This window comes from Chromohalobacter sp. 11-W (assembly GCF_029889905.1).
Lineage (GTDB): Bacteria > Pseudomonadota > Gammaproteobacteria > Pseudomonadales > Halomonadaceae > Chromohalobacter.
Window position 1 is genome coordinate 144204 of sequence record NZ_JARANZ010000003.1, and the last position, 19977, is coordinate 164180.

Below are 19977 nucleotides of genomic sequence, written 5' to 3' on the forward strand. Positions count from 1 at the left end.
GCCGAGACGTTGGCAGGCCCCGGCATTCGCACATGCGCCGGCGCCTACCCAGCCCCCTCAGAATGCGTATGTCAGCGTGGACGTCACGCGCCGTGGCTCGCCATAGACACCGTAGGTGTCGAAATAGCTGTAGTACTTCTCGTCGAACAGGTTCTTCACGTTGACCTGTAGCGCCAGCTGCGGCGTGAACTGGTAACGCCCGAAGACATTCGCGACCGCGTAGCTACTCTGTTCGTAGTCACGCGTTCCGCCACCAGGCGCGGCCTGATCATCGATGAAGGTATCGCTCTGCCACCGGGCCCCGCCGCCAATCGTCAACTGACGCCACTGCGGCACGCGATAGCTGGCGAAGAGGTTGGCCTGAGTACGCGGGCGGTCGGTGTTGAACGAGCCTTCCGCGGACGTCGACGTGTAGTGGGTAAAGCCGACCGTCATATCGAGATCGTCGGTCACCGCGCCGGTCAGTTCGGCCTCGAAGCCTTCGCTGACCACGTCGCTGACAGGCGTCGCGGTGGTGATGAGCGAGCCGGGCGTGCTGACGATATCGGCCACGTTTTCCTGCTCGAGCCGGAACACCGAGAACGAGGCGTTGAGCAATCCATCGAACCAGGCCGCCTTGATGCCGGTCTCGTAGTTCTTGCCCACGAGGGGATCCAGATAGCCGTTACCGCTTGCCAGGCGATAGCTTTGGGGCTGGAAAATCTCGGTATAGCTCAAGTAAGTGGACCAGACATCGTTGATGTCATAGACCAGACCGCCATACGGGGTGATATCGTCTTCATCCTGCGAGTGGTGGCCCAAGCTGCTCGACCAGGTACTGCCATGCCAGTCGGTGTAGCGTGCGCCGACGATCAGCGTCAGCGGCTCGGCCAGCGAGAAGCGTGCGACGCCGTAGACGGCCTGCTGGCAGGCGCTCGCGCTTTCCGATGCCGCGAAATCCGCCCATCCCTCGTTCGGCGCCGAACCATCCCAGTGATTGAAATCGCCGGGAGCAAAACCATCGATGAAGGTGTTCTCGTAATCGTTGCTCTGGTCGCTGTAGCTCCCCCCAACCACCAGTTCATGCTCACGACCGAACAGTGCGAAGGGCCCTTTTGCGTAGCCATCGACCGAGTCCACCTGGCGCTCGCCTCGGTTCCAACCGGTATAGAAGAAAGGTCCTTGTCCCGTCACGGGGTCGGGGGACGAGAAATAGGGCTCATAGTAAGGAGCGGCCAACTTACCATCCATGTCGGTCTCTTCATGCGTCGCCGTGCCGCGCAGCTCCCAGCCGTTGTCGTAGCGATGTTCGAGCTGGGCAAAGACCTTCTTGGATTCGAAATCGTAGTAAGACCAGCCCGGTGCCACGCTGAAGGAGCGACTATAATCCGTCTCGCTGCCATCGCTGTACCAGAGTGGTAGCCCGCCCCAGGTCGGCGATGAGGTGTGTGTGTCCTGATAATCGTAGCCCACCGAGAGGGTAGTACTGTCGGTCACGTCCGCATCGATCACCGCGTAGCCGAACTTTTTGCGCTCCCCATAACGATCGAGTTCACCATCTGCAGTGTCGTAGCCACCGACGAACCGTGCCCGGACATCGCCGGACGGCGTCAGCGGCGTAGTGACATCGACCACGCCGCGACGCTGGTTCCAACTCCCCAGCGTGCCGGATACCGACCCCGTCAGCTCACGACTGTCGGCGTGCTTGCGCACGAAGTTGACCGAGGCACCGGGATTCCCCGCTCCCGTCATCAGGCCGTTGGCACCGCGCACCACTTCGACCCGATCATAGATCGCCGTGTTCTGGGAGCCCTCGCCGAAGTACCAGCGGCTATCCGTGTTGAGCGTGGGAATGCCGTCGTATTGATAGCTGTTGATTCGAAAACCGCGCGAGTAGAACGACACACGGTTGCTATCGATGCGACTGGCGGAGATGCCCGTGGTGTTGGTCAGGACGTCTTCGATGTCCTGCAGATCCTGGTCCTTGATGCGCTGCTCAGTGATGATGCTGAGCGCCTGAGGGACTTCTTTGGGGCTCAGCTCGAAACGCGTCCCGGCCGTCGTGCTGCGGCGGGTATAGCCGACGTTCTCATAGAGATTTTGCGCGGTAATGGTGACCGTCTCCAGCTCATCGGCATCGTTGGACTGGGCCAAGGCTGGCGGGGAGAGCAATACGCTGGCAGAGGAAAAAAGCGCCAGCGACAAGACATGGCGGGGGCATACGCGGGCCTGCGCCCTCCCGCACTCACGGGCCGGCACTGCCAGCCACCAGGACGTATTTTTCATTGTGTTCCCTTGATGACGCGTCATAGGCGCCAAATTTATGGATCGTTTCCAAACGGCGAAGTATGGAAACGCCCACCCCAAGAGTCAATGATTATAATAAATATTCGTATTTACAATCCGCCCTAAAACATGCCTTTACGCAGCCACCGCCACGCCAGTCGATACCTCAGTCGTCGTCTTCCAGATCATCACGCTCGCGTTCGCGGCGCTCCTCGGCCTCTTCGCGGGCATCGTCGATCACCGCCATCAGCTCCATCACATCGACGTCGAGGGTATCAGGCTCGAAATGCCCGGTGAGCCGGCTATCCGGATGCAGCTCGCCAGCCTCATAAAGCGCCCAGATTTCCTTGCCATAGTCGGTATTCAGCAGCGCCGGCTCGAAGCGCCCGAACCAGGCACGCATGTTATCGACGTCGCGCACCAGCAGCATCGGTGCGTTGTTGTTGCCCGCCGCGTCGACCGCCTGGGGCAGGTCGATGATCACCGGACCGTCTTGATCGACCAGCACGTTGAACTCGGAAAGATCGCCGTGCACCAGTCCGGCACATAGCATGCGCACCACGTCGGTGATGATCCGATCATGATACTCGCGCGCCTTTTCCGGGCTCAGCGCCACCTCGCCAAGCTGGGGCGCGACGCCGTCTTCACCGTCGCTGATCAGATCCATTAGCAGCACGCCGTCGACGAAGCCGTGCGGGCGCGGTACGCGCACATCCGCCGCCGCCAATCGATACAGCGCATCGACCTCGGAGGTGAGCCAAGCCGCTTCCTGTTCCTTCTGGCCATAGCGGGTCTTCTTGGCCATCGCCCGGGCACGTCGTGTGTTGCGCGCCTTGCGACCCTCTTGATACTGCACGGCCTGCTTGAAGCTACGCTGGCTGGCTTCCTTGAAAACCTTGGCGCAACGCAGTTCGTCGCCGCAGCGCACGACATAAACCTGGGCTTCCTTGCCACTCATCAACTGGCTGACGACCTCATCAATCAAACCGTCGTCGACCAAGGGCTGGAGTCTCTTGGGTACTTTCATATTACCTTATGTATGGTATGGGCCAATAATCAGCAAAGCATCGCATGGTCATCCATCAATGCAAGCGCCAGAAAAACAGTCTAGGGAGGAAGCGCTGACAAATAGTCGAGCGGGATAAAGCGTAAGGCGCACGGAGCACAGGAACCGGAGCCTATGGGGTATAGGTGAGGATTCCGTCCGGGCTGGCGCTCCAGCACCGCGCAACGCAGCGATTTGTCGGGGACGCCTAGTTCGCGCAGGCATTTGTCAGGGGTTCCTAGCGGGTGACACGGCGCGCCCGGAAAGACCGCCCCTTGATCCGCCCATTGGCGAGCTGATCGAGTGCAGCGCGGACGACCTCGCGCTCGACGGCGACAAAAGCGCTGCGGTCGGTGACTTGGATCTTGCCGACCTGATCGCCGGCGATACCGCCCTCGCCGGTCAACGCGCCGAGGATGTCGCCCGGGCGCACCTTCTGCTTTTTGCCAGCGCCGAGCTGCAATGTCGCCATGCGCGGCGTGAACGGCTGCGGATTACCGCGCAGCGTCGGTAGCGGTTCGCAGGCCAGCTCCTCACCGAGGAAATCGCCAAGCTTGTCGAGCCGATAATATTCGCTCTCGGCGACCAGCGTGCAGGCCACACCACGTCCGCCAGCCCGGCCGGTGCGCCCGATGCGGTGCACGTGGACCTCGAGTTCGCGCGCGATCTGAATATTGAACACCGCGTCCAGCGCGTCGATATCCAACCCGCGCGCCGCGACGTCCGTGGCTACCAGGATCGACACGCTCTTGTTGGCGAACATCGCCAGGATACGATCACGATCGGGCTGCTCCAGGTCTCCATTGAGGGCCAACGCGGAAAAGCCCGCCGCGTTCAGAGCCTCGGCAACCTGCAAGGTCTCGCGCTTGGTATTGCAGAACACCACGCTGGATTCCGGACGGATATTGAGCAACAGGCGTTCTAGTGCCGGTACGCGGGCATCTTCGTTCGCGACGCGGTAGAAATGCTGGCGGATGCTGGTGTCATCGTGCGTCGAGGCGACCTCGACGGCGAGCGGCTCACGCATCATACGCTCGGCGATGGGACGAATGCCCGCACCGTAGGTGGCGCTGAATAATAACGTCTGGCGCGAGACCGGTGTCTGGCCAACGATGGCCTCGATCGCCGCCTGAAACCCCATGTCGAGCATGCGATCGGCTTCGTCCAGCACCAGCGTGTTCAGCGCATCGAGTGTCAGCGAGCCCTTGCGCAGGTGCTCCTCGATGCGCCCCGGCGTGCCCACCACCACATGCGCGCCGTGTTCCAGCGAGTCCCGCTGCGGCTTGAGTGGCGCCCCACCGCATAGCGTCAACACCTTGACGTTGCTGAGCCCACGCGCCAACCGGCGCAACTCGCCGGCGACCTGGTCCGCCAGCTCGCGGGTTGGGCACAGCACTAACCCCTGCACGCAAAATGCCTTGGTCTCGAGCCTTGAGAGCACTCCCAGGCCGAATGCCGCCGTCTTGCCCGAGCCGGTCTGGCCCTGGCCGATCACGTCGCGCCCGGCGAGGATCGCCGGCAGACTCTCGGCCTGAATCGGCGTCATGGCGTGATAGCCCAACGATTCCAGATTAGAGAGCAGTGCGGGCGCCAGCGGCAAGGTGGCGAAATCGGATGATGGCGAATCGGACACGGCGGCAAATCCTGTCGTGAAGCTGGCCACGCCATGCGCGCGAATTAGGCGGCGCGTGAAAGCGAGTGGCAATGGCCAAGGTGGAATGGCGGCAGGATAACAGAATCGCGCCAGCAGCGTGCGCGCAAGCAAATGGTAGCGATCCAGAATCGAAGGGCAAGGAACACCATTATTCAGAAACCGGCAAGCAAGCATGCGTTACCTGGCCCAACTTTCGTCGCGCACCTTTGGTCGCATCACATACAGAAGTGTTTGTAATCGCCCGCTCTCGTTTCATCAATAACTCTTTAAGCATCAAAAACAAGAAATACATATATTAGATAGAATACCAATTAAGCGCTTACGCTTCGCAGGCTCAATAAAGAACCAGCTCTCGGGAGCCCGCGATGCGTAACGCCAAGCTCAGCGTGATGGAGAAGATAGGTTTCGGCATGGGTGACGCCGGCAACAACATGACCTTTGCCGCCGTGGTCATGTATCTCTCCTACTTCTATACCGATGTCTACGGCATCTCGCCGGCCATCGTGGGTACCATCTTCATTTCCATGCGCTTCGTGGATGCCATCACCGACCCCCTCATGGGGGCACTAGCCGACCGCACACGCAGCCGCTGGGGACGATTCCGGCCTTATATTCTGTGCGTTCCCATCCCGCTTGCCGTCGCTTGCGTACTGATGTTCACCACCCCCGACTGGTCGGAGTCGGCCAAGATCGGCTACGCCTTCGCCACTTATTTCGCGATGTCGCTCCTCTACACGGCGGTGAACATTCCCTACTGCGCGCTGGGCGGTGTGATCACCGACGATCACCGCGAGCGAGTATCGTTTCAGTCCTGGCGCTTTATTCTCGTCGGCGTGGCGTACCTGATTCTCAACAGCGGACTGATGCCGCTGGTCGAATTACTCGGTGGCGGCGACGAGGCCCAGGGCTTCCAATACAGCATGGCCATCATGTCGGTGATCGCGCTCGCCATGTTCGGCTTCTGCTTCGCCACGGTCAGAGAGCGCATCCAGCCGCCACCCAAGCAGCAGGAAAAGCTGACGGCCACGCTCAAGGCGTTGGCCAAGAACGAGAAATGGCGAATTATCCTGGGCATCACCTTTCTGCAAGCATTGCAGTTCTTCCTCCGCCAAGGCGCAGCCATCTACTTCGCCACCTATGTGTTGGGTTTGGGGGCTACCGGCATTTCCGTTTTCGTGACTTCCGGTGTCGTCGGAAAGATCGCGGGTACCGCCATTTCCAGCTGGTGCAGCAACCGCATCAGCAAACGCAGTGTCTTCCTGGCCAGCACCTGCGCGCTGATTCTCGCCTCGGTTCTGCTTTATCTGGTACCGGGCAGCCTGACGATCCTGGCCACCGTGCTGTTCGTCATCGTCAATTTCATGCATGGCATCGGCACGCCGATCTCGTGGGCGCTGATGGCTGACGCAGAGGACTACGGGGAATGGAAAACCGGAACCCGCAATACCGGGGTCTCCTTCGCGGGCAACCTGTTCTTTCTCAAGCTCGGCCTCGCCTTTGCCGGCGGAATGATCGGCTATTTGCTTGCCTGGGGGGGATACCAAGCCGGTGTCGAGCAACAAAGCGCCGACGCCCTCAACGCCATCAGCCTGATGCTGACCTTGATTCCCGCCGCCATCAGCGCATTGCTGGCCGTCGCCATCTGGTTCTTCGGACTCGATGATCGTGCCATGGATTCCATTCGCCGCGACCTGGATAACCGCAAGCACGCTAGCGACGCCACCGACCCTGATGCCCCGGCATCCCCGGCTACGGGCTCCGCCTTTTCCTGACTTCATGCCAAGGAGATCATCATGAACACTCGCGTCACCCTGCACCGCGACTTCGTCATCAGCGAGATCGACGAGCGCCTCTACGGCGCCTTCCTCGAGCACATGGGCCGGGCCATCTATAGCGGCATCTACGAGCCCGGCCACCCCAAGGCGGATGACAACGGTTTCCGTCACGACGTGCTGGACATGGTCAAGGAGCTCGCGCCGCCCATCGTGCGCTATCCGGGCGGCAACTTCGTCTCCGCCTACAATTGGGAAGATGGCATCGGTCCCCGCGAGGAGCGTCCGGTACGCCTCGACCTGGCCTGGCACAGTCGCGAATCCAACCAGGTAGGCATTCACGAATTCGCCGACTGGTGCGAGCTGGCCGGCATCGACATGATGCTGGCGGTCAATCTCGGCTCACGCGGCATCGACGCCGCCCGCAACTTCCTCGAATACGTCAATCATCCCGAGGGCAGCGCCTGGAGCGATCTGCGGATCCGCAACGGCCGCCAGGAACCCTGGAACGTCAAACTGTGGTGTCTGGGCAACGAGATGGACGGCCCTTGGCAGGTCGGTCACAAGAACGCCGACGAATACGGCCATCTCGCCAACGAGACCGGTAAGGCGCTGAAGGCCTACGACAGCAGCCTCGAACTGGTCGCTTGCGGCTCCTCCAATCCTGACATGGCCAGCTATCCCGAATGGGAAGCCACCGTGCTCGACCACTGCTACGAGACGGTCGACTACATCTCGCTGCACATGTACTTCACCAACTACGCCGACGATCTGGGCAGTTACCTGGCGCTCAGCGAAAAGCTCGACCGTTACATCGGCTCGATCGCCGGCGTGATCGACTACATCAAGGCCAAGAAGCGCTCCACCAAAGACGTGCACATCTGCTTCGACGAGTGGAACGTCTGGTATCACAGCACCGAGCGCGACAAACGCATCCTGCAGGGTAACGACTGGCCCTTCGCACCGGCGATACTCGAGGACGCCTACAACGCCGAGGACGCGCTGCTGATCGGCTGCGTGCTCAACACTTTCATTCGGCGTTCCGACCGCGTGCGCATCGCCTGCATCGCTCAGTTGGTCAACGTCATCGCCCCGATCATGACCGAGAGTGGCGGCAATGCCTGGCGTCAGACGATCTTCTACCCACTGTATTTCGCTTCTCGCTTCGGCCGTGGCAAGGCCCTGCGACTGGCCGTCGACAGCCCGACCTATCCGGTGGATGAGCTCGGCGACGTCCCCTACCTGGACGTTTCCGCCGTCCACGACGAAGCGCACGCGGCCATCACTTTGTTTATCGTCAATCGCCATCCCAGCGATGCACTCGAATTCGATGTCGACCTAGGCGGTTTCACGTCTTGCCGGATCGTGGATCATCAAAGCATCGACTATCCCGACATGAAAGCGGCCAATACCGCCGAGCGCCCAGATCATGTGCGGCCCATGCCCGGCCAGGGGCTCAGCGTCGACGGCTCCGCGCTCAAGGGCGCGCTCACACCATTGAGTTATCACATGGTGCGTCTGGAAGTAGCCGAGTGAGATACCCGCACCCCAAGCCCTGCTGCAGACACATGAAGATGGAAGCGCATAAACAGAAGGAGGTTGTTGACATTCACACCTATACTGTGATTATCCACTGACGAAATGCCAATCATGGGATCACTGTGAGGCATAAGGCTAATCGCCAGACTGGTCGTATTCCTCTCCCCCGCCCGGGGCTGCCTTTGGTGTGTGCCCCGTGGCATACGTAACGGTGGTTGCCATGAGCTAGTTTTCACAGACCCAACTAAAGGAGTTCAAGGCCAATGTCGCGGGAAGTGTGATTCTCCCCGACGATCCGCAATACGACGACGTTCGCCAAATCTGGAATGCCATGATTGATCGCAGGCCTTCCATGATCGTCCGCTGCACTTCAGCTGCAGATGTGGTCCATTGCTTGCGCTTCATTCACCAGCACGGCTTGCCCTTCTCCATACGCGGAGGCGGTCACAACATCGCAGGCAACGCTGTCTGCGAAGATGGACTGATGATCGACCTCTCGCTGATGAAGGACGTCCACATCGACCCAGAGCGTCAACACGGCTCCGTCGAGCCAGGCTGTACCCTCGCCGATTTCGACGCCGCCGCCCAAGCGTACGGCCTCGCCACACCGTTAGGCATCAACTCCACCACGGGGGTGGCCGGTCTCACTCTGGGCGGTGGCTTCGGTTGGCTCAGCCGAAAGTACGGCATGACCATAGACAACCTACTCTCCATGGAGGTGATTACAGCCGACGGTCAACAATTACACGCCAGCGAATCGGAAAACGCCGATCTTTTCTGGGGACTCCGCGGCGGAGGCGGTAATTTTGGTATCGTGACCCGTTTCGAGTACCAGTTGCATCCTGTGGGGCCGAACGTGCTATGCGGTCTTATCGTTTTCCCCTTCGACCAAGCGAAAGCGGTCATCACACAGTTTGCTCGTTTCACCGAAACGATGCCGGACGAACTCAACGTGTGGATGATCACTCGCCAGGCACCTCCCTTGCCCTTTCTGCCTGAGGAAGTCCACGGAAAAGAGATCGTCGCCCTCGCCATGTGCTACGCCGGCGACCCCGCTGAAGGCGAGAGACACATCACGCCGCTGCGCGAATTCGGCACCGCCTACGGCGAGCATATTGGTGTACAGCCATATACCGACTGGCAACAGGCTTTCGACCCACTGTTGACCCCGGGTGCTCGCAACTACTGGAAAACACATAATTTCTCGACGCTCGACGAAGGGCCGATCGATGCCATCATCGAATACGCCAGTGCCTTACCGTCTTCGCAATGCGAGATATTCATCGGCACGATCGGTGGCCAGACACGCCGAGCACTTCCCGACGCGATGGCCTACTCAAACCGTGATGCCAACTACGTACTGAACGTGCATGCGCGATGGGAAACGACTGCCGAGGACGCCCACTGCATTGCCTGGGCACGTGAATTCTTCACTCGCTCACAGCCCTTCGCCAGCAGTGGCGCCTACGTCAACTTCCTGACCGGGGATGAGAGTGATCGTGTCGCTTTCGCCTACGGTGCGAGCTATGAGCGATTGGCGAAGCTCAAGAAGAAGTTCGACCCGGCAAACATTTTCCGTATCAACCAGAACATCCGTCCGGCCTGAATGCCCTTATGCCCAAACCATTGAGGGTCGTCATCATCCCGAACTGAGGGACTCAAACGGCATCTGTATTGCCACGGCTATTCAGGAGGGGGAATAGAGAAAAGAAAAAGCCCGCGAGATGACTCGCGGGCTTTTAGATATTCTTGGCCCGCCCTGAAGGATTCGAACCTTCGACCTTTGCCTCCGGAGGGCAACGCTCTATCCAGCTGAGCTAAGGGCGGAACGCGGCATATCCTACTGCGTCAGGACAGGGGTTGTCCACCGCGAACGCAGCCAGCTACAACCCCTGGATCGTCGTATCGTGCCACTCTCCTTACACAACGGCCCTAGAAGACGGCTCTAAAAGAAAGCAATGTGTATGGCTAAGCACTCGTTCTATGCGTAACGCTCAATATGGGTCGCCTATTTGATCACACCCTGCTCACGCAGCGCCTTCAAACGCTCGGCGGGCAACCCCAACCCTTGTAGCACCTCATCGGTATGCTGGGCATATACTGGCGCTGGTTGGCGTATAGAAGGTGGCGTCAGCGACAACTTGCTGGGGAAGCCCATCATCTTCATCTTACCGATCACCGGATGCTCGACCTCCTGTACCATGCCACGCGCCTGGTAATGGGGATCTTGTACCGCCTGGGCGAAATTGTTGATAGGGCCGGCCGGGACCCCTGCTTGGTCGCATTTTTCCAACCAGACATGCATGTCATCTGTCACGAAAATTTCTTCCAGAACCGTCTCGAGAGCCTCGACATTCTGGCCACGCTGGTAGTTGGTCGTGAAGCGAGGGTCTTCCAGTAAATCAGGGCGCATGATGACCTCTTGGCATAGCCGCTCCCAAGTACGTTGGTTCGCGCAGCCGAGCATCATATAACCATCACGCGCCTGGAGTGCCTGATAAGGGGCGGATACGCGATGCCGCCAGCCAGTCGGCTGAGGGATGGTGCCATTAGTGAAGTACGCTGCTGCCTCCCAGGAGAACCAAGGCAAGCCACATTCGGCGATGGCAACATCGACCAATTGCCCCTCACCGGTATTCATCTTGTGAATGTAGGCGGCGAGAATGGAGTAGGCTGCAGTGATACCGGCGCCGATATCGTATACGGCGATTCCCGTTTTCAGCGGCCGATGCCCCGGCTCACCGGTCATCGACATCAAGCCGGTCATGCCCTGAGCCACTAGGTCAAAACCGCCTTTGTGACTGTAGGGCCCAGTCTGCCCATATCCCGATATGGAGCAATAGATGATGCCTGGATTGATGGCCTTGAGAGTTTCGTAGTCGATCTTCAGCGACTTGGTGACACCCGGACGGTAATTTTCGACGATGACATCGGCTTCTCTTGCCAGTTGATAGAAAAGCTCCTTGCCCTCGTCCTCCTTGAGATTAAGGGAAATGCTCTTCTTGTTACGATTGATCTGAGCGAAGCACGTCGACTCCTCATTGACGTAAGGACCCATCTGGCGGCTATCGTCACCACCATTGATCTTTTCGACCTTAGTCACCTCGGCGCCGAGGTCGGCAAGCACCATAGTGCAGTAAGGGCCAGCCATAATTTGCGAAATATCCAGCACCTTCATATTCGATAATGCCAGCATGTCCCAACCTCCTGTCTCTTGTTTATCTTTATTTGCCCAGCCAGGTGTGCGTCTTCTTGTGGATAAAGGCATCCACGGCGTTACGGAAATCTTGGCTGGTGTAGCAGAGCGAAATAAGATCCTCATCCATGCCCGGCGCGGGCCGCTGATTGGCTTGGACTCGCCGGATACCCTCCTTGCATGCTTTGAGGGTCAACGGTGCGAAGCTGCTTAACTTATCAGCGACGGCACGCACCTCCCCTTCGATCACTTCCGCCGCAAAGATTTGCGTGACCAGTCCGGCATTACAGCTCTCCTCTGCCTTGAGCAGCCGGGCTAGCATCAATACTTCCTTGGCGCGTGCAGCCCCTACCAACCCGACGATGCGCGCGATGTTGTTCATCGATACGCAGTTGCCCAGAGTGCGCGCGATGGGAATGCCAAACTTGAGCTCCGGCGTCGCGTAGCGAAAGTCGCAGGCCATGGCGATCGCCGCTCCTCCACCGATACAGAAGCCTTCAAGCAGAGCAATGGTCGGCTTCTGGAGTGTTTCCAGACGCTCAATGACGCGATCGATACGTCGCTCGTAGTCGATTGCATCAGCCGCATCATCGAATTGCGTGAACTGCTTGATATCGGTGCCGGCGACGAAGGCCTCCCCCCCCTTGCCGCGCAACACCACGACATCGACGCTATCGTCTTTCTCCAACTCGTCACATAACCGTTCCAGTCCGTCGTACATGCCCCAGGTCATGGCGTTTCTGACTTCGGGGCGATTGAATGTCACCCATGCCAGTCGCCCTTCTCGGGCACACTCGACTTCAGCTTGCTGCTCCATGTTCTTCTCCTTGGTTCTCGGCTGCACGGTGCAAGGCACTGCCATGGATTGACGACCTTCCCCAAGAATGAACACATAATTCATTTTTACAAAATAGACTTTCGTCTAGACGAAAAACGTATCGATAAAAGCTACTTTAAAACAGAGTATTAGCTATAAATGCACGAAAATAAATTAATATTTTGCATTCATAATTTTAAAAGGCGATGCTCAGTCTCCTGGCATCAGGCGGGCCGCGCATCGACAACGACCAGGAGTAATAGATGGCTCTCTACTCGCTAGGGGACGCATCCCCCACGTTCAAGTCAGGCGCATATGTCGCGCCGGAAGCAGTGATCATCGGTACGGTAACGCTGGGAGAGGACGCTAGTGTCTGGCCTGGTGCCGTCATCCGGGGTGACAACGAAACAATCACCGTCGGTAACGGCAGCAATATCCAGGAAAATTGCGTACTGCACGTCGACCCTGGTTTCCCCCTAACCATCGGCGATAACGCCACCGTAGGCCATCTCGTCATGCTGCACGGTTGCACTATCGGTAACGGCTGTCTGGTTGGTATGCACGCCACGGTGCTCAACGGCGCCGTGATCGGAGAAAACTGCCTGGTCGGTGCCGGTGCGATGGTCACGTCAAACAAATGTTTTCCGCCCAACTCACTGATTCTAGGCTCGCCGGCCAGGGTGGTTCGCACACTAAGCGATGAAGAAGTCGCTGGCCTGCGAGAAAGCAGCCAGCATTATGTCGACCGCAAGGAGCGTTATCGCCACGAACTCAAGCGGATCGATACTTAAACGACCTGCGGCCACGACGCACTCGCATCCGACATAACGAGGGCTTGTATCTACCTTTGGGCGCGCGCCATCTAACGGCGCCGCTCTCCTTCAGCGAGAAGGCCGATCAACTCGGGAAGCGCAGCCTCGTCATGCCCTGAACTCCTAGCATCCTCAAGCACCGCAAGAATGCCGTCTGCTGCAACCTTGTTGGCCTGCAGGTCGCCTGCCATGGTCACGTAGTAGCCTAGATCCTTGTGTGCATTGGAAATGCTGAACTGAAAGCCGGAACTGTCGCGTTCCAAGATATAGGGTTGCAGGCGCTGCAAGATAGCACCAGCTCCGCCGCCTTTGGCGAGTACCTCGACTAGCGTCTCCGACGCGACCCCCCCGAGCTGTGCACAGGCAGCGGCTTCCGCCAGAACAGTAGAAAACCCTACCGACACAAAATTGTGCAGCAGTTTAAGTTTGTGTCCTGAGCCCACCGGGCCGGCATAGGTAATGTTTTCGGCGAAGCTTTCTAGTAGCGGCTGATGAGCCTCGAACAACTCGCGCTCGCCACCGACGATAAGGTTGAGTCGGCCTTCTGCGGCCTCTTTCGGCGTACGCGTCATCGGTGCATCCAGAAAGCGCCCGCCGGCTTTCGCTACCGCGTCGGCGATACGCTCAGTGGAGCTGGGAATCGCTGTGGAGCAATCGATCACTACCCCATCCGGCTTTAAACCCTTGAGCACACCATCGTCGCGAAACAATACATCCTCGACCTGCGGCGAGCCGGTCACACAGACAATGACTACGTCACAGTGGGCGGCTAGGTCACGCCCATTGGTAAAGCTCTGGGCACCGCCTGTAACGAGTGCGTCCACCGGCTGGTTGCCGGGATGGTCCAGAAAACTCAGCGACCAGCCGTGCTTCTGAATGTTGCTGGCGATGCCGTGGCCCATTAGACCAATGCCGACCACGCCGACCCGCATACCCGCTCGATCATCATTCATTGCGTTGTCCTCAGCGAAGTTGCGTCCGGGCTCACAGCCCGCCCATGCACATGTACTTGATCTCGATGTAGTCCTCGATGCCGTACTTGGAGCCCTCGCGCCCGATACCGGACTCCTTGACGCCACCAAAGGGCGCTAACTCCGAGGAAATCAACCCCTCGTTGATGCCGACAATGCCGTATTCCAGAGCTTCGGCGATGCGCCATACGCGGCCGATGTCACGACTATAGAAGTAGCAGGCCAGGCCGAATTCAGTGTCATTGGCCTGGCGGATCACCTCGGCTTCGTCACTGAAGCGCAACAACGGCGCCACCGGGCCGAAGGTTTCCTCGTTCATCAACCGGGATTCGGCGGGAACTTCGGTGAGAATGGTGGGCATGAAGAAGGTTCCGCCCCGAGCATGACGCATGCCACCCAAATAGACCGTGGCGCCCCGGGCCCGGGCATCTTCGATATGCTGCTCTACTTTCTCGACCGCGGCCTCATCAATCAGTGGGCCGATGGTCACGTCCGGCTCCAGGCCGTCACCGAGGCGTAATGCATTGACGGCCTGAGACAGCTTGTCGGCGAAGGCGTCGTAAACTTTGTCATGGACAAAGATACGGTTGGCACACACGCAGGTCTGACCGGCGTTGCGGAATTTAGAAGCCATCACTCCAGCCACGGCTTGGTCGAGATCGGCATCATCGAAGATGATAAACGGCGCGTTGCCGCCCAACTCCATCGAGACCTTCTTAACGGTGTTGGCACATTGACCGAGCAGTACCTTGCCCACCTCTGTGGAACCCGTGAAGGAAAGCTTGCGCACGATGGGATTGTCGGTCAGCTCACCGCCCACCATGCGTGCCGAGCCAGTCACAACATTGAAAACGCCTTGAGGTACGCCGGCGCGCGCAGCCAGCTCGGCTAGCGCCAGAGCGGAGTAAGGCGTGCTCGATGCAGGTTTGACGACCACGGTGCAGCCGGCGGCCATGGCGGCGGCAGCTTTACGAGTGATCATGGCGTTGGGGAAATTCCAGGGCGTGATAGCTGCAACCACACCGATCGGCTCCTTGGTGACCACGATACGACGATCGCTAGCATGAGCCGGAATCACATCGCCGTAGATGCGCTTGGCCTCTTCGCCGAACCACTCGATAAAGGACGAGCCATAGGCAATCTCGCCCCTGGCTTCTTGCAAGGGTTTGCCCTGTTCAAGGGTGAGAATGGTAGCCAGGTCATCTTGATGCTCCATACATAGCTCATACCAACGGCGCAGGATCACGGCACGCTCTTTCGCCGTTTTGGCCCGCCAAGCTGGCTGGCTGGTGTTGGCGGCATCGACAGCAGCACGTACCTCTTCCCGGGACAAGCTAGGTACTCTGCCCAAACGCTCTTGGCTAGCGGGATTGACGACATCGATGACCGCGCCATTATCCGCCTCGGCCCAGCGACCACCGATGTAACATTGTTGTTTAAAAAGGCCCTCGTCTTGCAAGTTCATGTGGCTACCACTCCTCATTTGTTGATCTTGTTGGCGCCGATTAGACCTAATGGGGTGCTTACTTTGAGTCGGCACGTTCGCTAAGGTGACTCTCTACGATTTCCCGGAAGTCGTCGTCCCCCGGGAAGCCCAGCCGTTTTGCCTTGTCGGTGCGAAAACGAGCCGGCCAGCTGGCAACGATAGTTTCGATATCTTTATTGTGGTGGTGCTCAACCCGTGCCAAGGCCTGCTCGCCACCATGATGGCGCAACGCCTCCAGCATCTCAGCGACGCTCACTGTAAGGCCTGGTAGCATGAAGCTGCGTGAGGCGCCAAAATCATCTCCGGACACTTCTGCACCGTGGATTAGCGCGGCGACCACCTTGCCCGGGGACATCACAAACATCTCTAGTTCGGTTGAAACCGGGCAGACAGCGGTCTCGCCACCGAGCGGTTCGCGCAAGATACTAGAAGCGAAGCTAGAGGCCGCAGCATTGGGCCGACCCGGACGGATCATTATGGTTGGCAAGCGCAGCACACGACCATCGACCAGACCACGCCTGCTGTAGTCGCTGATTAGCAGCTCACACATCGCTTTTTGGGTACCATAAGAACTCTGCGGCGTTAATGCCGTCATGTCATCGAGCACTTCCGGTAACTCACCTCCGTAAACAGCTACTGAGCTCGTCATGACGAGGCGCGTAGCGGAAAGGGCATAACGACGACAACCTTCCAGCAAGGCACGAGTGGCATCGAAGTTAACCGTCATACCCAGGTCAAGATCGGACTCAGCTTCTGCGCTGACCACAGCGGCCAAATGAAAAATGACGTCGGGCCGCTCACCGAGAGATGCGTCCAAGGCACCGGGGTTGGTAATATCCAGAGCGCGACACTCGACGTCGATGTCGTCGCTCGAAAGTGACTCTGGAACGGGAGCAACTCGATCAACCAATGTCAATCGAGTCAGTGTTTGTCCATCGAGTCGCCCTCGGTCGAGCAGCGCCGTGGTCAAACGCCGCCCTAGAAAGCCAGCAGCGCCGGTTATCAGTACGTGCATAGTCCATTCCTTTCATTGTTTGTCACGCTGTCAGATTGACCAGTAGGCTGCGGCTTCTTCATGCGGCCTTAAACGGCGCCACACCTCTGTCGAAACTACGCATCAAGAGTCTTGCCCCGCTGACTGCTCGGTCCGTGTCGACTCATAAACGCGGTTAGCCAGACCCACCCGCCATTTTTGCTTTAGTCGTCCGGTAGACACTATCGAGATGGGCAAGCATGGCTCGCTCAGCAGCATCCGGATCGCCCCGCTTCAAGGCCTCAACGATGTATATGTGCTCACGATAACTGCGCTCGACCGCGCCAGGCTCGAGCAACACACGCCGTCGCACGTATAGATCAAAGCTGTAGAGTTCATCGGCATACTTAACCAAGATGGCGTTATCGGCATATTCCGAAATCAACCTATGAAACGCCTTGTCCGACATCTGAAAGGGAATCGGATAGACCTCATCACACTCAGATTGGGTCTTGAGCATCTTTTCTAGCTGCGCGATACCATGATCATCGATCTTCAAGGCCGCACGTCGGGCGATCGACGCCTCGATCACCAGCCGGCTCTCATAAACGCTATCGATGTCATAGCGAGCCTCCTGGGAAGCGTCGTCCGCCTCATCGCCCTGCATAAGCCGGTAATGCTGAAGCGCCGACTCATCGGCACACACGCGTGTCTTACTACCATGCGACACGCTAACCATTCCCAAGGCCGCCAGGTGAGACACTGCACCACGAATGGTCTCTCGACTTACGCTGAACAGCTGCGCCATCTCACGTTCGCTAGGCAATTCATCACCATCTTGAAGCAACCGATTGCGAACCATGTCGACCAGCTTATCGGCCAGCAACTCCTTCTTAGTTTTATTTCTCAGTGCCTGCTCAAACGCAAAAGCCGGATTGTCCATCGTACATAACCCCTTTCCAACTGGTCTAATTTCTAGTCCATTGAATGGTATTTAACAACACTATTGCGACCTAAGTATAACAAAAATACAGATATTTAGCCTTGTACGCTCCCATCGCGGCAACTAATCTTGTTGGCAACTGGACTGGTAATACAACCAGAAGACCAGAAAACAACACTGGCGTCATTGTGTGACGCAGGCACGAAAGGACAAATATCCATGACACCGCCCAACGACACCCACAACACTAGTGACCGTCCGCTCATTGGCATCGTTCTCGGCGACCCGGGCGGTATCGGTCCGGAGTTGATCGCCAAGCTTCTGGCAGATCCCGCCACTCAGGAAAGCGGTCATGCGGTATTGGTTGCCGACCCCTGGCTCTGGGAAGAGGGTCAGCGCGTCGCCGGCACCCGTCTCGATTTGCCTGTAGTCGAACGCTTCGCCGAGGCACGCGAACACGCGACGCCCGTGCTGATGCCCATCGATAGCGTCTCTCGCGAGGAAACCCGCTATGGTGAAGCCAATGCTGCGGGCGGACGCTCTGCTCGCCAGGCTCTCACTCAATGTCTAGACGCCGCCGTACGGGGTGATATCGAGGGGATTTGCTTTGGCCCGCTGAACAAGTACGCCATGAAGCTCGGAGGCATGAACTTCGAGGACGAATTGGGATTCTTCGCTGATTATTTGGGTGTCAATGGCTATACCTGCGAATTCAATACATTCGGCAGCACCTGGACCTCACGTATCTCATCACACATTCCCCTGAAGGACGCACCTTCCTACGTCACACGTGAACGCATCCTGAAAGCAACACGCCTCACTGATAAGTCACTACGCTTGGCCGGATTTGACGACCCACGTATCGCCGTCGCGGCATTCAACCCACATGGTGGCGAGAGCGGCACCTGCGGTCGCGAGGAAATTGACACTATTGCCCCGGCAGTGGAAGAAGCCCAAACCGAGGGACTAACGGTATCCGGCCCTCATCCCGCTGACACATTATTTCTCAAAGTACGTGATGGGGAATACGACGCCGTGGTCACTATGTTTCACGACCAAGGGCAGATCGCCATCAAGCTTCTCGGTTTTCATGAAGGGGTCACAGTTCACGGCGGCCTACCCGTGCCTATTACCACGCCAGCACACGGCACGGCCTATGACATCGCCAGCTCAGGGAAAGCCAATCTACGCCCGACCCACAACGCCTTCAAATTGGTATGCCAAATGGCGGCGAGTAACCGACTTTCCAGCTAATTCCCTTCATCACATAACTCTATATGGACAAGGTCATGAAAATCACGCGAGTCAGAGCCCGCGTCTTCGAATGGAAAGGCGAAACGGTGCCGCCGCAGCCACACTTCTGCACCAATGCTATGGACGTATTGTGGGACCGTGGCGATGCGATGGGCAGTTTTCGCTTCCACGGTTGGGCGGTAATCGAGGTCGAAACGGATGAAGGCATCGTCGGGCTTGGGAATGTGGCCTTGGCGCCACGTGTCGCCAAGACGATCATCGATCAGCATCTCGCTCCCTTGGTCATCGGCCAGGACCCGTTCGACTACGAATACCTATGGCAGCGCATGTATCGCGCAACACTGGCGTGGGGACGGCGCGGTATCGGCATGGCGGCGATCTCGGGAGTCGACATCGCCATTTGGGACGTCATGGGCAAGGCGCTCGGCAAGCCAGTATTCAAGTTGCTGGGCGGGCGGACCAAGGAGAAGATCCCGTGCTACGCCTCCAAGCTCTACAACACCGATCGCGAGACGATGCAGCACGAGGCGCAAGCCTACCTCGACCAGGGCTTCACGGCGATGAAGATGCGTTTCGGTTACGGACCCAAGGATGGGCCCAAGGGCATGCGCGAGAACCTCAAGAGCGTAGCGGCAGTACGCGAGGTGATCGGTGAGGACACCGACCTGATGGCCGATTGTTACATGGGCTGGAATCTCGACTATGCCCGACGCATGTTACCCCGCCTCGAACCCTTTGAGTTGCGTTGGTTGGAGGAACCAGTGATCGCCGATGACATCGACGGTTACGCCGAGCTCAATCGCATGGCGCCAATGCCGATTTCCGGTGGCGAGCACGAATTCACCGTGCACGGTTTCCGACAACTCTTGGAGAAGAAGGCCGTATCGGTAATTCAGTACGATACCAACCGTGTCGGCGGTATCAGCGTGGCGCGCAAGATCAATGCCATGGCGGAAGCGTTCGAAGTGCCGGTGATTCCCCATGCGGGACAAATGCACAATTACCATTTGACCATGGCGTCGCTGGCATCGCCGATGTCCGAGTTCTTCCCGGTGCATGACGTCGAGATCGGCAACGAGCTCTTCTACTACTTATTCGAGGGCGACCCGGAACCCACCGATGGGCATCTCGACTTGAGTGACGATATGCCAGGACTCGGGCTCACGCTAAATAAAACTAGTTTCGACCAGTTCCACATCGTCGAGTAATTCATTCTCGACGGTAACATTCACTCTTTCATGCAGAGAGGA

General features: G+C 58.2%; 16 protein-coding genes and 1 tRNA gene. 7 read left to right on the forward strand and 10 right to left on the reverse strand.

All coding sequences use genetic code 11. From position 1 onward, the window contains the following. Positions 1–57: 57 nt before the first annotated feature. From fhuE to dbpA, 3 genes are all read right to left on the reverse strand, one after another. On the reverse strand, positions 58–2265 hold the full coding sequence (gene fhuE / locus OP494_RS05715) for a ferric-rhodotorulic acid/ferric-coprogen receptor FhuE (RefSeq protein ID WP_280539754.1): 2208 nt from the start codon (positions 2263–2265) through the stop codon (positions 58–60). A gap of 166 nt (positions 2266–2431) precedes the next feature. Continuing rightward, the gene (locus OP494_RS05720) at positions 2432–3292 is read right to left on the reverse strand and encodes a PA4780 family RIO1-like protein kinase (RefSeq protein ID WP_280539755.1); all 861 of its coding nucleotides are present in this window, start codon (positions 3290–3292) and stop codon (positions 2432–2434) included. A 256-nt stretch (positions 3293–3548) separates the two neighbouring features. Beyond that, positions 3549–4943, reverse strand: coding sequence for an ATP-dependent RNA helicase DbpA (gene dbpA / locus OP494_RS05725; RefSeq protein WP_280539756.1), 1395 nt, complete (start codon positions 4941–4943; stop codon positions 3549–3551). Positions 4944–5014: 71 nt separating this feature from the next. Here dbpA and OP494_RS05730 point away from each other — a divergent pair, with 71 nt between their 5' ends. The 4 genes from OP494_RS05730 (at position 5015) to OP494_RS05745 (ending at position 9881) form a co-directional block, all read left to right on the forward strand. Further along, positions 5015–5263 carry a hypothetical protein gene (locus OP494_RS05730; RefSeq protein ID WP_280539757.1) on the forward strand — a complete coding sequence of 83 codons (249 nt, stop codon included), beginning with the start codon at positions 5015–5017 and terminating at the stop codon, positions 5261–5263. Positions 5264–5329: 66 nt separating this feature from the next. After that, the gene (locus tag OP494_RS05735; RefSeq protein ID WP_280539758.1) at positions 5330–6736 is read left to right on the forward strand and encodes an MFS transporter; all 1407 of its coding nucleotides are present in this window, start codon (positions 5330–5332) and stop codon (positions 6734–6736) included. Positions 6737–6757: 21 nt separating this feature from the next. After that, positions 6758–8272 carry an alpha-N-arabinofuranosidase gene (locus tag OP494_RS05740; RefSeq protein WP_280539759.1) on the forward strand — a complete coding sequence of 505 codons (1515 nt, stop codon included), beginning with the start codon at positions 6758–6760 and terminating at the stop codon, positions 8270–8272. Between the two features lie 334 nt (positions 8273–8606). Continuing rightward, complete coding sequence (locus OP494_RS05745; RefSeq protein WP_280539760.1) at positions 8607–9881, forward strand: FAD-binding oxidoreductase; 1275 nt, start codon at positions 8607–8609, stop codon at positions 9879–9881. 144 nt (positions 9882–10025) lie between these two features. Here OP494_RS05745 and OP494_RS05750 read toward each other — a convergent pair. The 3 genes from OP494_RS05750 to OP494_RS05760 form a co-directional block, all read right to left on the reverse strand. Then, positions 10026–10102, reverse strand: a tRNA-Arg gene (locus OP494_RS05750). 181 nt (positions 10103–10283) lie between these two features. Beyond that, positions 10284–11471 (reverse strand): CoA transferase, encoded by a 1188-nt coding sequence (locus OP494_RS05755; protein WP_280539761.1) that lies wholly within the window; start codon positions 11469–11471, stop codon positions 10284–10286. Positions 11472–11499: 28 nt separating this feature from the next. Next, positions 11500–12288 (reverse strand): enoyl-CoA hydratase/isomerase family protein, encoded by a 789-nt coding sequence (locus OP494_RS05760; RefSeq protein WP_280539762.1) that lies wholly within the window; start codon positions 12286–12288, stop codon positions 11500–11502. A 263-nt stretch (positions 12289–12551) separates the two neighbouring features. On the opposite strand from OP494_RS05760, the gene OP494_RS05765 reads away from it, so the two are divergent. Next, positions 12552–13079, forward strand: a complete 528-nt coding sequence (locus OP494_RS05765; protein ID WP_280539763.1) for a gamma carbonic anhydrase family protein — start codon at positions 12552–12554, stop codon at positions 13077–13079. Positions 13080–13150: 71 nt separating this feature from the next. Here OP494_RS05765 and OP494_RS05770 read toward each other — a convergent pair whose 3' ends face one another. The 4 genes from OP494_RS05770 to OP494_RS05785 all read right to left on the reverse strand — a co-directional run bounded on the left by OP494_RS05770 (position 13151) and on the right by OP494_RS05785 (position 17473). After that, positions 13151–14179: an NAD(P)-dependent oxidoreductase gene (locus tag OP494_RS05770; protein ID WP_280539764.1), complete on the reverse strand. Its 1029-nt coding sequence runs from the start codon at positions 14177–14179 to the stop codon at positions 13151–13153. After that, on the reverse strand, positions 14085–15536 hold the full coding sequence (gene gabD, locus OP494_RS05775) for an NADP-dependent succinate-semialdehyde dehydrogenase (protein WP_280539765.1): 1452 nt from the start codon (positions 15534–15536) through the stop codon (positions 14085–14087). Before gabD ends, OP494_RS05770 begins: the two co-directional genes overlap by 95 nt. A 58-nt stretch (positions 15537–15594) precedes the next feature. Beyond that, positions 15595–16572: a D-erythronate dehydrogenase gene (gene denD, locus OP494_RS05780; RefSeq protein ID WP_280539766.1), complete on the reverse strand. Its 978-nt coding sequence runs from the start codon at positions 16570–16572 to the stop codon at positions 15595–15597. A 154-nt stretch (positions 16573–16726) separates the two neighbouring features. Next, positions 16727–17473 (reverse strand): FCD domain-containing protein, encoded by a 747-nt coding sequence (locus OP494_RS05785; RefSeq protein ID WP_280539767.1) that lies wholly within the window; start codon positions 17471–17473, stop codon positions 16727–16729. Positions 17474–17692: 219 nt separating this feature from the next. Between OP494_RS05785 and OP494_RS05790 the strand changes: the two genes are divergently transcribed. Both OP494_RS05790 and OP494_RS05795 read left to right on the forward strand, forming a co-directional pair. Next, positions 17693–18727 (forward strand): 4-hydroxythreonine-4-phosphate dehydrogenase PdxA, encoded by a 1035-nt coding sequence (locus OP494_RS05790; RefSeq protein ID WP_280539768.1) that lies wholly within the window; start codon positions 17693–17695, stop codon positions 18725–18727. Positions 18728–18762: 35 nt separating this feature from the next. Continuing rightward, on the forward strand, positions 18763–19935 hold the full coding sequence (locus tag OP494_RS05795) for an L-rhamnonate dehydratase (protein ID WP_280539769.1): 1173 nt from the start codon (positions 18763–18765) through the stop codon (positions 19933–19935). Positions 19936–19977: the final 42 nt, after the last annotated feature.